The organism is Teichococcus aestuarii, from assembly GCF_042651065.1.
GTDB classification, from domain to species: Bacteria; Pseudomonadota; Alphaproteobacteria; order Acetobacterales; family Acetobacteraceae; genus Pseudoroseomonas; species Pseudoroseomonas aestuarii.
In genome coordinates, this window is sequence record NZ_JBHSCH010000005.1 from 1 (window position 1) to 13,340 (window position 13,340).

At 72.7% G+C, this 13,340-nt stretch carries 16 protein-coding genes and 1 other RNA gene; 12 read left to right on the top strand and 5 right to left on the bottom strand.

What is annotated here, in order from left to right; translation table 11 throughout:
• Positions 1 to 1,006, top strand: a 1,006-nt coding sequence (locus tag ACFOY6_RS04005) for an Mrp/NBP35 family ATP-binding protein (protein WP_379649088.1), incomplete at its 5' end; no start/stop codon positions are given.
• Here ACFOY6_RS04005 and ACFOY6_RS04010 read toward each other — a convergent pair.
• From ACFOY6_RS04010 to thyX, 3 genes are read right to left on the bottom strand one after another with little or no spacing between them, the layout of a single operon-like run.
• Positions 996 to 1,211 carry a hypothetical protein gene (locus ACFOY6_RS04010; protein ID WP_109515109.1) on the bottom strand — a complete coding sequence of 72 codons (216 nt, stop codon included), beginning with the start codon at positions 1,209 to 1,211 and terminating at the stop codon, positions 996 to 998. The two genes, ACFOY6_RS04005 and ACFOY6_RS04010, sit on opposite strands and share 11 nt — an antisense overlap.
• Before the next feature lie 40 nt (positions 1,212 to 1,251).
• On the bottom strand, positions 1,252 to 1,578 hold the full coding sequence (locus ACFOY6_RS04015; RefSeq protein WP_379634878.1) for a hypothetical protein: 327 nt from the start codon (positions 1,576 to 1,578) through the stop codon (positions 1,252 to 1,254).
• 10 nt (positions 1,579 to 1,588) lie between these two features.
• Positions 1,589 to 2,527, bottom strand: coding sequence for an FAD-dependent thymidylate synthase (thyX, locus tag ACFOY6_RS04020; protein WP_109515107.1), 939 nt, complete (start codon positions 2,525 to 2,527; stop codon positions 1,589 to 1,591).
• Between the two features lie 392 nt (positions 2,528 to 2,919).
• Between thyX and ssrA the strand changes: the two genes are divergently transcribed.
• From ssrA to ACFOY6_RS04065, 9 genes are all read left to right on the top strand, one after another.
• Positions 2,920 to 3,247: a transfer-messenger RNA gene (gene ssrA / locus ACFOY6_RS04025) on the top strand.
• Between the two features lie 103 nt (positions 3,248 to 3,350).
• Positions 3,351 to 3,884 (top strand): SspB family protein, encoded by a 534-nt coding sequence (locus ACFOY6_RS04030; RefSeq protein ID WP_109515106.1) that lies wholly within the window; start codon positions 3,351 to 3,353, stop codon positions 3,882 to 3,884.
• Between the two features lie 276 nt (positions 3,885 to 4,160).
• Positions 4,161 to 5,762: a fumarate hydratase gene (locus ACFOY6_RS04035; protein WP_379634880.1), complete on the top strand. Its 1,602-nt coding sequence runs from the start codon at positions 4,161 to 4,163 to the stop codon at positions 5,760 to 5,762.
• A gap of 10 nt (positions 5,763 to 5,772) precedes the next feature.
• On the top strand, positions 5,773 to 6,024 hold the full coding sequence (locus ACFOY6_RS04040) for a DUF1272 domain-containing protein (protein ID WP_109515105.1): 252 nt from the start codon (positions 5,773 to 5,775) through the stop codon (positions 6,022 to 6,024).
• Positions 6,025 to 6,034: 10 nt separating this feature from the next.
• Entirely contained in the window at positions 6,035 to 6,454 is a 420-nt protein-coding gene (locus ACFOY6_RS04045; protein WP_109515104.1) for a RidA family protein, read from the top strand.
• Positions 6,455 to 6,456: 2 nt separating this feature from the next.
• On the top strand, positions 6,457 to 6,861 hold the full coding sequence (locus ACFOY6_RS04050; protein WP_379649091.1) for a VOC family protein: 405 nt from the start codon (positions 6,457 to 6,459) through the stop codon (positions 6,859 to 6,861).
• Positions 6,862 to 6,983: 122 nt separating this feature from the next.
• Positions 6,984 to 7,340 carry a hypothetical protein gene (locus ACFOY6_RS04055; protein ID WP_109515102.1) on the top strand — a complete coding sequence of 119 codons (357 nt, stop codon included), beginning with the start codon at positions 6,984 to 6,986 and terminating at the stop codon, positions 7,338 to 7,340.
• A 97-nt stretch (positions 7,341 to 7,437) separates the two neighbouring features.
• Entirely contained in the window at positions 7,438 to 8,862 is a 1,425-nt protein-coding gene (locus ACFOY6_RS04060; protein ID WP_379649093.1) for a class II fumarate hydratase, read from the top strand.
• Between the two features lie 10 nt (positions 8,863 to 8,872).
• On the top strand, positions 8,873 to 9,097 hold the full coding sequence (locus ACFOY6_RS04065; RefSeq protein ID WP_379634884.1) for a ribbon-helix-helix domain-containing protein: 225 nt from the start codon (positions 8,873 to 8,875) through the stop codon (positions 9,095 to 9,097).
• A gap of 20 nt (positions 9,098 to 9,117) precedes the next feature.
• Here the strand turns inward: ACFOY6_RS04065 and smpB are convergent, their stop codons facing one another.
• Positions 9,118 to 9,603 carry an SsrA-binding protein SmpB gene (smpB, locus tag ACFOY6_RS04070; RefSeq protein WP_109515099.1) on the bottom strand — a complete coding sequence of 162 codons (486 nt, stop codon included), beginning with the start codon at positions 9,601 to 9,603 and terminating at the stop codon, positions 9,118 to 9,120.
• Between the two features lie 107 nt (positions 9,604 to 9,710).
• Positions 9,711 to 10,589, bottom strand: a complete 879-nt coding sequence (gene dapA, locus ACFOY6_RS04075) for a 4-hydroxy-tetrahydrodipicolinate synthase (RefSeq protein WP_379634886.1) — start codon at positions 10,587 to 10,589, stop codon at positions 9,711 to 9,713.
• 165 nt (positions 10,590 to 10,754) lie between these two features.
• Here dapA and ACFOY6_RS04080 point away from each other — a divergent pair, with 165 nt between their 5' ends.
• Both ACFOY6_RS04080 and ACFOY6_RS04085 read left to right on the top strand, forming a co-directional pair.
• Positions 10,755 to 12,818, top strand: a complete 2,064-nt coding sequence (locus tag ACFOY6_RS04080) for a transglycosylase SLT domain-containing protein (RefSeq protein ID WP_379649095.1) — start codon at positions 10,755 to 10,757, stop codon at positions 12,816 to 12,818.
• The gene (locus ACFOY6_RS04085; protein ID WP_379649097.1) at positions 12,818 to 13,339 is read left to right on the top strand and encodes a phosphatidylglycerophosphatase A family protein; all 522 of its coding nucleotides are present in this window, start codon (positions 12,818 to 12,820) and stop codon (positions 13,337 to 13,339) included. The genes ACFOY6_RS04080 and ACFOY6_RS04085 overlap by 1 nt, the downstream gene beginning before the upstream one ends.
• Position 13,340: the final 1 nt, after the last annotated feature.

Here is a 13,340-nt window from a genome sequence, read left to right on the forward strand (position 1 = left end):
GGCGGAGAGCACGCCGGGCACGGCGGCCGAGCGCGCGGCGGCCGCCGTGCCCGGCGTGCTCTCCGCCACCTGCGTGCTGACGGCGCACCGCGACATCCCCGCGCCAACCACCCCGCACGCGCATGGGCATGCGCACGGGCATGACCACGCGCATGGCGCCGCTCCGGCGCCGGGCACCGCCCGCGCCACCCGCCCCGCCCCGGGCCAGGGGCCGATGCTGCTGCCCGAGGTGACCTCCATCATCGCCGTCGCCTCGGGCAAGGGCGGCGTCGGCAAGTCCACCACCGCCGTCAACCTGGCCGTGGCGCTGGCCGCGGACGGGCTGAAGGTCGGGCTGCTGGACGCCGACATCTACGGCCCCTCCCTGCCGCAGATGCTCGGCACGCGGGAGAAGCCGCGCGCCACGGGAGGGCGCATCATCCCGCTCTCCCGCTGGGGGCTGAAGGCCATGTCCATCGGCTTCCTCGTCGAGGAGGAGACGCCGATGATCTGGCGCGGGCCGATGGTGATGGGTGCGCTGGAGCAGATGCTGGGCCAGGTGGAATGGGGCACGCTCGACGTGATGGTGGTGGACATGCCCCCCGGCACCGGCGACGCGCAGCTCACCATCAGCCAGCGCGTGCCGCTGGCCGGCGCCGTCATCGTCTCCACCCCGCAGGACGTGGCGCTGATCGACGCGCGGCGCGGCGTGCGCATGTTCGAGAAGGTGAAGGTGCCGGTTCTCGGGCTGATCGAGAACATGTCCTACTACTGCTGCCCGAATTGCGGCCACACGGCCAACATCTTCGGCCATGGCGGGGCGCGGGCCGAGGCCGAGCGGATGGGGGTGGAGTTCCTGGGCGAGCTGCCGCTGAAGCTCGAGATCCGCGAACTGGCCGATGCCGGCACGCCGATCGTCATGGCGCGGCCGGAGAGCGAGGAGGCGGGGCGCTACCGCGCCATCGCGCAGCGGCTGCGGCGGAAGCTGGGCGAGGCGGCGAAGGGGCCGCGCATCGTCATGGAGTGAGGCGGCGGCGCCCCAGCCGGTAGCCGAGCCAGAGGGCGGCCACGACGAGCAGCGCCGTGGCCGCGTCATGCACCACGAAGGTGATGACGGCCCAGGCCAGGGCCAGCACCGCCCAGGCCAGCCAGAGCCCGAAGGAGATGGCCGCCAGCGCCATCATCAGCGGGAAGCCCAGCAGCAGCACCAGCAGCAGAATCACCCAGAACATCGTCCATGCCTCCCCCGCAGCCAGGGCCTGCGGGCTGTCCTCACGATCCCCGGCGGGCGCCGGACGCGGCGCCCCTGCCCTTCTCCTGGCCGCGCATCATGCCGCGCTGCGGCGCCGTGGAGCGCCCGAGCGCGAAGCCGCCGACGCCCGTCAGCAGCAGCAGCGCGCCCAGATCGCCCACCATGGCATGCGCCAGCGGGATGCCGACCAGCAGCACCGCCACGCAGATCCACACCGCCAGCCACCGGCGCCAGGAGAAGCCGCCCAGCAGGCCCTTCAGCCGCCGCCACGGCCCGGGGCGCGGCGGCGCGGCGGCCTTGCCGCGGCGGGGCGCGCGGGCGGTGCTGCCACGGGGTGCGGCGGCCATGGCGCGGGCCTCAGGCGGCGCGGCCGAGCTGCTCCATCAGCTCGCGCCATTCCCGCTTGGAGAGGCCGCTCTGCTCCTGCGTCACCGGCTCGCCCGCAAGCAGCCGCTTCACCACGCCGAGCATCTGCGCCGAGAGGGTGACGGCGCCGAGCCGGTAGTCGCGGAACGCCTCCGCCACCGCCGGCACCCAGGCATCGAGCACGGCGAGCATCGCCTCGGCATAGACGCGGATCTCGTACTGCGCGTGCGCGTCGGCCCGCAGCCGCAGGAAGTGCAGCAGGTTGTGCAGGTCGGTCTTCCAGTACCACTGGGTGTAGGCGTTCAGAGTCAGGTTCATGCGCGCCAGCTCGCGGGCCAGGCCCTGGCGGGCGGGGTCGAGCGTGTTGCCGGCCTCATCGAGGTTCAGCATGGCCTGGTAGTGGTCGTAGTTGCGCATGGCGTCCTGGCGCAGCAGCTCCAGCACCTCGGCCGCCTCCTGCCCTTCCAGCACATCCCCCCGCCCCTGCCGGTTGCTGGCCGACTGCGCGGCGAGCTGCGCCGGGGCGGGCAGGTAGAACTCCCGGTCCATGATGGAGTAGCGGGCCGAGTACTCGTTCACGTTGGCGGTGCGGTGGCGGATCCACTGCCGCGCCACGAAGATCGGCAGCTTCACATGGAACTTGATCTCGCACATCTCGAAGGGCGTGCTGTGCCAGTGCCGCATCAGGTAGCGGATCAGGCCACGGTCCTCGTTCGCCGCGCGGGTGCCGCGGCCATAGGAGACGCGCGCCGCCTGCACCACCGCCGCGTCGTCGCCCATGTAGTCCACCACGCGGACGAAGCCGTGGTCCAGCACCGGCAGCGGCTCGAACAGCATCGCCTCCAGGGCCGGCACGGTGGGGCGCCGCGTCTCCGTCCGCGCCGCCTGCGCTTCCGAGAGTTCCTGACGCTGCGCGGCGGTGAGTTCCATGGGTTCAGATCCTGGGCGTGCGGAAGCCGCCACGGCCGGAAAGCCGGAAGGCGGAACCGGAGAAGGCGCGAAAGGCGGTGAGGCCCGGGGCGGTGGCCCCGGGCTCCGGGTCGCGCAGGGTCTAGCCAAAAGGGGGCCATCCCACCAGCGCCGATCTGCGGGGCCCGGTGCGCGGCACACATGCGGAAGCGCACGACCTTCACGGCATGTTGATCGCCCGGCCCGCCGTGCCCTGGTCCTGGCTCACGCGCTCATGCCACCGGAGGCCCGCCCCACCCGGACAGTCCGGCCGGCAGAGTTCCAGCACGGCCGGGGCCGGCCGCCTCCGGCACGCCAGAGGCATACAAGCCAGGGATGTGGGACGGGCGGGCGCGGCGCTTTTCCGGAAGCGCCCCCTCGATTTCCGCCGCGGGGCGGCCTATATCGTCGTCGTCCCCTCGGGGACTATGGCGATAAACGGCATGTGGAATAAGCGTTGCGGACCCGGGGGCAGTGCCCGGCGTCTCCACCAGCATCGCCGCCAGGGATCGTCTGGCGGGCTTCTGGGGACGAAACAGGCTCGACGCGCGTGGTAAAGCCATGTCTTTTGCCCGGCATTGTACCGCCGTTATCGGGCTAAATCACAAGTGCCAACGATAATGGTCGCGAGACCATGGCGCTCGCTGCCTAACAATAGGTAAGCGCGGTCCGGGGGGAACCGGGCAACAGAATCCCCCCACTGATTTGCCGCTCCCGTCCCTTTCCTGCGCTGGACCACTTCCCGCACCTGGGGAGCATCCGGTATGGGTCATGCGTTTTCTGGGCGTCTGCCGGGGTATGCTGCATGACGGATGAGACCAGGCAGGCGGAAAGCCTGCTGCCTTACGATCGCTGGACCGAGGACGCCATGCGCGAGGTCGCGCTGCGCGCCCTGGAACATGCGGGCGAGCACGGCCTGCCCGGTGAGCACCACTTCTACCTCACCTTCCGCACCGACCGGCCGGGCGTCGCCATTCCCGGTCACCTCAAGGCCCGCTACCCGGAGGAGATGACCATCGTCCTCCAGCACCAGTTCTGGGACCTGAAGGTCGACCGGGAGCAGGGCTTCGTCACGGCCGGCCTGTCCTTCGGCGGGGTGCCGGCGACGCTGGTGATCCCGATCTCCGCCCTGACCGCCTTCTGGGACCCGCATGTGCGGGTGGGGCTGCGCTTTCCCTCGGCCGAGGCCGCCGAGGCGGCGGCGCCTGCCGGGGCCGAGGTCGCGCCCTCTCCGATGGCGGAGCAGCCGGAGGCCGAGGCCCCTGCCCCGGCCGAGCCGGAAGGCCCTGCCCAGGTGGTGAGCCTCGACGCCTTCCGCCGCCGCCCGACCCGGGATTGAGCGGCACCGCCCTCCCCCGCTGACGCCACGGGCAGGCCCCGCTTCGGGGCCCGTGCCGGTTGGCTTGCCCGGCGGGCTGCACTACCTCTCTCCCGGCGCGACGCTGCCCGTCCGGCGGCGCCCTGCCCCTGCTGTCCTGCCTCTGCCGAGCTGCCGGAGCGTCCGATGACCCCTGACAACATTCCCCCCGCCGCCCCCCTGGCCGACACCCCGCTGAACGACACCGACGCGGGCACCCCGGTTTCCCAGCGCAGCAAGGGCTTCCAGTACTCCCCCATGCTGCCGCTGGGCGAGGACCGCACCACCTACCGGAAGCTGCCGATCGAGGGGGTGAAGGTCATCGAGGTCGAGGGCAAGAAGGTCCTCAAGGTCTCGCCCGGGGCGCTGGAGCAGCTGGCCTTCACGGCGTGCAAGGAGGTGTCCCACTTCCTCCGCCCCGGCCACCTGGAGCAGCTCGCCAAGATCCTGAAGGACCCCGAGGCCAGCGCCAATGACCGCTTCGTGGCGCTCGACCTGCTGAAGAACGCCTCCATCTCGGCCGGCGGCGTGCTGCCGATGTGCCAGGACACCGGCACCGCCATCGTCTTCGGCAAGAAGGGCCAGCGCGTCTGGGTCGAGGGGGACGAGGAGGAGGCGCTCTCCTACGGCGTCCACCGCACCTATACCGAGACGAACCTGCGCTACTCGCAGATGGCGCCGCTCTCGATGTTCGAGGAGGTGAACACCGGCAACAACCTCCCCGTGCAGTTCGACATCTACGCCTCCCCCGGCGACCACCATGCGGACGAGTTCCACATGATGTTCGTGCTCAAGGGCGGCGGCTCGGCCAACAAGACCTTCCTCTTCCAGCAGACCCGCGCCGTGCTGAACAAGCCGAAGCTGCTGGCCTTCCTGGAGGAGAAGATCAAGACGCTGGGCACCTCCGCCTGCCCGCCCTACCACTTGGCCATCGTCATCGGCGGCACCTCGGCCGAGACGACGCTCAAGGCGGTGAAGCTGGCCTCCACCCGCTACCTCGACGAGCTGCCCGCCACCGGCGACAGGTCCGGCCACGGCCTGCGCGACCGCGAGCTGGAGCAGGAAGTCCACAAGCTGACGCAGAATCTGGGCATCGGCGCGCAGTTCGGCGGCAAGTATTTCTGCCACGACGTGCGCGTCATCCGCCTGCCCCGCCACGGCGCCTCCCTGCCCATCGGCATCGGCGTCTCCTGCTCGGCCGACCGGCAGATCAAGGCCAAGATCACGCCCGAGGGCGTGTTCCTGGAGGCGCTGGAGCACGACCCGGCCCGCTTCCTGCCCGAGACCACGGACGAGATCCTGGGTGGCGAGGTGGTGAAGCTCGACCTCAACCGGCCGATGGACGAGATCCGCGCCGAGCTGTCGAAGCATCCCGTGAAGACCCGCGTTTCGCTCACCGGCACCATCGTCGTGGCGCGCGACATCGCCCACGCCAAGCTGCAGGAGCGGCTCGACCGTGGCGAGGGCCTGCCGCAATACCTGAAGGACCACCCGGTCTACTACGCCGGCCCGGCCAAGACCCCCGAGGGCCTGCCCACGGGCTCCTTCGGCCCCACCACGGCGGGCCGCATGGACAGCTACGTGGCCGCCTTCCAGGCCGCCGGCGGCAGCCTGGTGATGCTTGCCAAGGGCAACCGCTCCAAGGCTGTCACCAACGCCTGCAAGGCGCATGGCGGCTTCTACCTGGGCTCGGTCGGCGGCCCGGCGGCGCGGCTGGCGCAGGACTGCATCCGCAAGGTCGAGGTGCTGGAATACCCGGAGCTCGGCATGGAAGCCGTCTGGCGCATCGAGGTGGAGGACTTCCCCGCCTTCATCGTGGTGGACGACAAGGGCAACGACTTCTACGACGGGCTGGAGTAAGAGCGCGGCCATGCTGGCGCTCCGCCCCAATTGCGAATGCTGCGACCGCGACCTGCCGCCCGATTCGCGGCAGGCGCTGATCTGCTCCTTCGAGTGCACCTTCTGCCGGGACTGCGCCACGGCGCGGCTCGGCGGGCGGTGCCCCAATTGCGGCGGAGAGCTGGTGGCCCGCCCCGTGCGCCCGGCCGACAGGCTGGCGCGCTTCCCGGCCCAGGCGGAACGGGTCCGCCGGGCGCAACCCTGCCCCGCCGCCACGGGCTGAGGAGTACCGCATGGAACGCCGCCTGATCTCCTCGGGCAGCCGCTTCGAGGAAGAGATCGGCTACTCGCGTGCCGTGGTGGTGGGAGACACCGTCTATGTCTCCGGCACCACCGGCTACGACTACGCCACCATGACCATCGCCGAGGGCGTGGCGGAGCAGTGCGAGCAGACCTTCCGCAACATCGCCGCCGCGCTGGAGCAGGCCGGCGCCACGCTCGACGACGTGGTGCGCGCCACCTTCATCGTGCCGCGGCGGGAGGACTGGCCGCTCTGCTGGCCCGTCACGCGGAGGTGGCTGGGCCGGGCCCGCCCGGCCTCCACCATGATCCATGCCGGGCTGCAGACGGATGCCATGCGGATCGAGATCGAGGTGACAGCCCGGCTGCGTCCGGCGCCGCATGAGCCGGCGCGCGGCGAGGGAGGAAGCTGAGCATGCGTTTCGCGGTGGACCGGCTGGATCACCTGGTGATCACCTGCCGGGATGTGGAGATCACGGCCTCCTGGTACCAGCGCGTGCTGGGCATGGACCGCGAGGCCTTCGGCGAGCAGCGCCGCAACGCGCTGCGGTTCGGCGGCCAGAAGATCAACCTGCGCCCGGAGACGGCGACGCAGGAAGAGTGGTTCACCGGCCCCGCCGCCGCCCCGGGCTGCCAGGATCTCTGCTTCGTCGTCGCCGTCACGGCGCAGGACGTCATCGCCCACCTGCACGAATGCGGCGTGACGGTGGAGTTGGGGCCTGTGCCGAAGGCGGGGGCCCTCGGCCCCATCACCTCCGTCTATTGCCGGGACCCGGATGGCAACCTGATCGAGCTGGCCACCTACGGCGCCCGCGCCTGAGGGCAGGCGGCGGCCCCGCGCCGGGCGCAGGCCCGGCGCGCCATCATCGCGCCCCTGCTTCGCCTTATTCCGGCGCCAATCGGCGCTATAGTGGGAGGATAGAGCCCAGGAGGGCGACCCACATGACCCCGTTCCGCTCCTTGTTCCTTGCCGGTGCCGCCCTGGCGGCCATTGGCCTCGCCAGCCCAGCCGCGCAGGCGGGGGACTGGCACCGCCACCGCGGTGGCGGCAATGGCGGTGCGGTCGTGGCCGGCATCATCGGCGGCCTGGCCGTGGGCGCGCTGGTCGGCAGCGCCGCCACCGCCCAGGCGGCACCGCCGCCGGCCTACTACTACGCCCCGCCGCCGCCGCCCGTGGCCTATTACGCGCCGCCGCCGGTGGCTTACTACGCACCGCCGCCCCCGCCGCCCGTGGTGTATTACGAGCCGCCGCCGGTCGCCTACTACGCGCCCCCGCCGCGCCGCCACTACGGCTGGTGAGCCGTGACCGCGCCGCGGGGCATATCCGGCGGCGTGGCAACCTGTGCGGGGTCTGCTTCGCTCCCTACCTGAACCGGACCGCAGGAAGGGACATCCCATGCCCGAGACGCACGCAGAGACCCGCACCGAGACGGACAGCCTCGGCACCATCGAGATCGAGGCTGCCCGCTACTGGGGCCCGCAGACCGAGCGGGCCCGCCGCCTGTTCCGGATCGGCACGGAGCGCTTCCCGCGCATCCTGATCCGCGCCGTGGGCCTGCAGAAGCAGGCCGCCGCCGAGGCCAACAAGGCGTTGGGCGAATTGCCGGCCGAGATCGCCGACCCCATCATCGCCGCCGCCGCCGAGATCGCCGCGGGCGAGCGCGATGCCGACTTCCCCCTTCCCGTCTGGCAGACCGGCTCCGGCACCCAGACCAACATGAACGCCAACGAGGTCATCTCGAACCGCGCCAACGAGATGCTGGGGCAGCCCCTCGGCACCCGCAAGCCGGTGCATCCCAATGACCACGTCAACCGCGGCCAGTCCTCCAACGACAGCTTCCCCACCATGATGCACATCGCCGCCACCGAGGCGGTGGAGCAGCGGCTGATCCCGGCGCTCGGCGTGCTGCGGGCGGCGCTGGAGAAGCGGGCGGCGGAATGGGGCGACATCGTCAAGGTCGGCCGCACCCACCTGATGGACGCGGTGCCGGTGACGCTGGGCCAGGAATTCGCCGCCTGGGCCGCGCAGGTGGCGCATGGCCAGGACCGGCTGCGCGGCGCCCTGCCCCGGCTGCGCCTGCTGCCGCAGGGCGGCACCGCCGTCGGTACCGGCCTCAACCGCCATCCTGACTTCGACACCGCCTTCTGCGAGCGGGTGCGCGCGCTCACCGGGCTCGACTTCCAGCCCAACCCCAACAAGTTCGAGGGGATGGGGGCGGAGGATTCCTTCGTCGAGCTGTCGGGGGTGCTGAACACCCTGGCCGTCTCGCTCACCAAGATCGGCAACGACATCCGCCTGCTGGGCAGCGGCCCGCGCTCCGGCTTCTCCGAGCTGTTCATCCCCGCCGACGGGCTGTCCTCCTCCATCATGCCGGGCAAGACCAACCCGACCCAGTCCGAGGCGCTGACCATGGTGGCGGCGCAGGTGATGGGCAACCACACCGCCATCACCGTGGCCGGCGCGCAGGGGCACCTGGAGCTGAACGTCTTCAAGCCCGTCATCATCAACGCCACGCTGCAATCCGTGACGCTGCTGGCCGACGCGGCCGAGAGCTTCGCCCACAACATGGTGGAGAAGCTGGAGCCGAACCGGCCGCGCATCGCCGAGAACCTGGCGAAGTCGCTGATGCTGGTGACGGTGCTGAACCCGCGCATCGGCTACGACAAGGCGGTGCAAATCGGCAAGAAGGCGCTGGCCGAGAATCTGACGCTGCGCGACGCCGCCGAGCGGCTCGGCTATGTGAAGCCCGAGGATTTCGACGCCTGGGTGAAGCCGGAGGAGATGGTCAGCCCCGGCGCCACCCTGGCCGGGGCCGGGTGAGCCACCGCCGATGACCGGCGCCCACCTCCAGAAGCGCTCCTTCACCCTGGCCGGCCACCGCACCAGCGTGGCGCTGGAGCCGGCCTTCTGGACGGCGCTGGAGGCGATGGCGGCGGCGGAGGGGCTGGCCCTCTCCGCCCTGGTGCAGCGGCTGGACGCGGCGCGGGAAGACCCCGAGCTGCCGCTGGCCAGCGCGCTGCGGGTGGCGGCGCTGCTCGGCCGCGGCGCCGGCTAGGGCCTGCCAGGAAGAGCCGTTCAGCCCTTGTCGCGCATCAGCCGGGCCTTGTCGCGCTGCCAGTCGCGCGCGGCGATGGCGTGGCGCTTGTCGGCCTTGTTCTTGCCCTCGCCGAGGCCGAGCACGACCTTGGCTATGCCGCGGTCGTTGAACAGGATCTCCAGCGGCACCAGCGTCACGCCCTCGCGCGCCACGGCGCCGGTCAGGCTCTCGATCTGCTTCTTCTTCAGCAGCAGCTTGCGCGGCCGGCGCGGCTCGAACTGCGAGACGAAGCTGCCCGCCTGCCATTCCGGGATGTAGCAGTTGAACAGCCACAGCTCGCCGTCGCGCTCGCCGGCCCAGGCCTCGGCGATGGCGGCGCGGCCGGCGCGCAGCGACTTCACCTCCGGCCCCATCAGCACCAGCCCGGCCTCGTAGGTGTCGCCGATCTTGTAGTCGAAGCGCGCCTTGCGGTTCTGCGCGGCGGTGCCGTGGGAGATCAGCGATTTCTTGCGGGGCTCGGCCATCGTTCTCTCAGTCTCGTCCCCGCCGGGGGTGGGAGGGTGGCGGCGGGGAGGCGTTGGGCAGGAAGGAACGGCGCCCTCCCCGCCCCGGTTTCAGTGCGGCGGGCGCCTCAGTTGAGCAGGCCGGCCGTGACCATGGCGGCCTTCACGCGCGCCCGGGTGGCATCGGCCACCGGCGCCATGGGCAGTCGGCAGAAGGCGGAGGACTTGGCCAGCAGGCTGGCGGCGTACTTCACCGGGCCGGGCGAGGTCTCGCAGAACATCGCGTCGTGCAGCGGCGTCAGCCGGTCCTGGATGGCCATGGCCTCGTCGATCCGCCCGGCCTCCCAGGCGGCGTGCATCTCGGCGCAGAGGCGCGGCGCCACATTGGCCGTCACGCTGATGCAGCCCACCCCGCCCGCGGCGCGGAAGGCGAGCGCCGTGTGGTCCTCGCCCGAGAGCTGGCAGAAATCGGTGCCGCAGGCGAGCCGGGTGTGCAGCGGGCGGGTCAGGTTCGCCGTCGCGTCCTTCACGCCGATGATGTTGGGGTGCTTCGCCAGCCGCGCCATGGTCTCGACCGACATGTCGATCACGCTGCGGGGCGGGATGTTGTAGATGATGATCGGCAGGTCCACCGCGTCGGCGATGGCGGTGAAGTGCAGGTAGAGGCCTTCCTGCGTCGGCTTGTTGTAGTAGGGCGTCACCACCAGGGCGGCGTCGGCGCCGGCCGCCTTGGCGTGGCGGGTCAGCTCGATCGCCTCGGCCGTGCTGTTGCTGCCCGTGCCGGCGATCACCGGCACCCGCCCGCCCGCCGCCTCGACGCACAGCGCCACCACGCGGTGGTGCTCCTCATGCGACAGGGTCGGGCTCTCTCCGGTGGTGCCCACGGGGATGAGGCCGCTGGTGCCTTCAGCCACCTGCCAGTTGACGAAATCCTGGAAGGCTTTCTCGTCCACGGCGCCGGCCTCGGTCATCGGCGTGATCAGCGCGACGAGGGATCCCTTGAACATCGGACGAGACTTTCCTTCCCGGAGTGGCTGGCGGCGTGGCGCGGCGGAGCGCCCGCAGAGGCGGGAAGCTAGGCGCGGCGGCGGCGCCACACAAGCGGCACGCGCGCATGGTTGCCCTTCCGCCGCGCGGGACAAGGCGGGACCGATCGGCTAGGGTCCGGCCCCATGTGCCCCGCGCCGCGCCGCCCTGGCTTCCGCCCCGCCCTCCGCCACCGCCTGCTCGCCGCTCCGCTGCTGGCCCTGGCCTTCCTCGCGCCGCCTCTCGCCGCCACGGCGGAAGCGCAGCCCTGGGCGACGGAGAGCGCCCGCGCCACCGGCCGCGCCGCCATGGTGGCCGCGCAGGCCGGCCGCTGGAGCGAGGCCGAGAGCATTGCCAGCCAGGGCGCCGACCCGCTGGCGGCGAAGATCTTCACCTGGCTGCGGCTGCAGGTGCGCGGCCTCGCCACGGCGCAGGAGGTGGCGGACTTCATCGCCGCCAACCCGGCCTGGCCGCTGCCGCAGACCCTGGCGCTGCGCGGCGAGGAAAGCCTGCCGGTGCTGGCCGACGACGCGCTGGTCCTGCGCCTCTTCGCCCGCACCCCGCCGCGCGGCCTGGTGGCGGTGCGGCAATATGCCGAGGCGCTGCAGCGCCAGGGCGACGCCGCCGGCGCCCGCCGCGCGGTGCAGGAAGGCTGGCGCGACGCCCCCGCCGACCCGGGCGCGGAGGCCGGCTTCCTGGCCGCCCTCGGCAGCGTGCTGACGCCGGCCGACCACCGCGCCCGCTATGAGCGCCTGGCCTGGGCGCGGCAGGGCGCCGCCGCCGCGCGGCTGCTGCCGCCGCTGCCGCCCGAGGCGCGCCTCGCCGCCGAGCTGCGCCTCGCCATGGCCGCCGAGCAGCCGGGCGCCGAGGCCGGGGCGCTGGCCCGCGCGGGCGAGGATCTCGGCCTGTCGCTGGAACTGGCCCGCTATCTCCGCCGGCAGGAGCGCGACCGCGAGGCCGCCGCCGTGTGGCAGCGCGCCGAGCCCCTGCAGCGTGACCTCACGCCCGAGGCGGCGCGTGCCGTCTGGACGGAGCGGCAGGTGCTCTCGCGCAAGCTGCTGCGGCTGGGCGACGTGCCCAACGCCTACCGCACCGCCGCCCAGCATGGCCAGAGCGCCGGCGAGGGGCTGCACGAGGCGGAGTTCCTGGCCGGCTTCATCGCGCTGCGGCGGCTGGAGGACCCGGCCCGCGCCGCCCGCCATTTCGCCGTGCTGGGGCGGGACAGCGACAGCGTCATCACCAATGCCCGGGCGCATTACTGGCGTGGCCGCGCCGCCGCCGCGCAGGGGCAGGCCGAGGCGGCGCGCGGCCACTACGCCGCCGCCGCCGCCCTGCCCACCGCCTTCTACGGCCAGCTCGGCGCGCTGGCGCTGGGCGAGGCCGCGCCGCAGCTGGCCGCGCGCATCGCCTCCACCCGCCCGCCGCAGCCCGCCCCCGGCGCCGCCGAGGCCTTCCTGGAGAAGGAGCTGGTGCAGGCCGTGCTGACCCTCGCCGACCTCGGCGACACCGCCCGCGCCCGCCTGTTTCTGCTGCGGCTGGAGGAGACGGCGCCGGACGCCGCCGAGCAGGTGCTGACGGCGCGGCTGGCCAACAGCATCGGCCGGCAGGACCATGCCGTGTGGGTGGCGCGCCGCGCCGGGGCCGACGGGGTGATGCTGCTGCCCGAGGGCTGGCCCACCCCCTACGCCCTGCCCGCCACCGCTTCGCCGAATGGCGCCGGGGTGGAGCCTGCCTTCGTCTATGCGGTGACGCGGCAGGAGAGCAATTTCGACCCCACCGCCCTCTCCCCGGCGAATGCGCGGGGGCTGATGCAGCTGCTGCCCGGCACCGCCACCCTGGTGGCGCGGCAGCTCGGCGTGCCGCACCAGCCCGGCTGGCTCACCAGCCAGCCGGAGCACAATCTGCGGCTCGGCGCGCAGTACCTGGCCGACCAGCTCGCCCGCTTCGGCAACCTCGCCATGGCGGCGGCGGCCTACAATGCCGGGCCGCGCCGGGTGGATGAGTGGCTCGTCACCTATGGCGACCCGCGCCCGCCCGCCGCGGCGGGCGGCCAGGACATGATCGACTGGATGGAGCAGATCCCCTTCTCCGAGACCCGCAACTACGCCCAGCGCGTGGTGGAGAATGCCGTCATCTACCGCGCCCTGGCCGGCGAGGGCGCGCTCGACCACCCGCTGAAGCCCTGGCTGCCGGTGGGCGTCGCGCGCTGATGTCCGAGCCGATGGCGCCCGCCCCCCTTCCCGTTCCCACCCCCGCCCTGGCGGCGGGCGGGCTGCTGCCGCGTCTGGTGGCCAGCATGGGCGGCGTGGGCTTCCTGCGCCCGGCGCCGGGCAGCTGGGGCTCCGCCCTGGTACTGCCGGCGGCGCTGCTGGGGCCGGAGGGCTGCCTGGCGCTGGCCGCCCTGCTGGCCCTGCTCGGCTGGTGGGCGGTGGAGCGGCTGCCCGAGGCCCGCGCCGATCCCGGCTGGGTGGTGGTGGATGAGGGGGCGGGCCAGTGCCTCGCCCTCGCCGCGCTGCCGCTCGGCGCCGGCGCGCCGGGGCTGATCCTGGCCTTCCTGCTGTTCCGCCTGTTCGACATCGCCAAGCCCGGCCCGGTGGGCTGGGCGGACCGCCGCAAGGGCAGCATGGGCGTGATGCTGGACGACATCATCGCCGGTGCCCTGGCCGCCGCCGTGATCCTGGCGCTGCGTGCCGCCGCCGCCGCGCTCGGCCTGCCCGAGGGAGGGTTCTGAC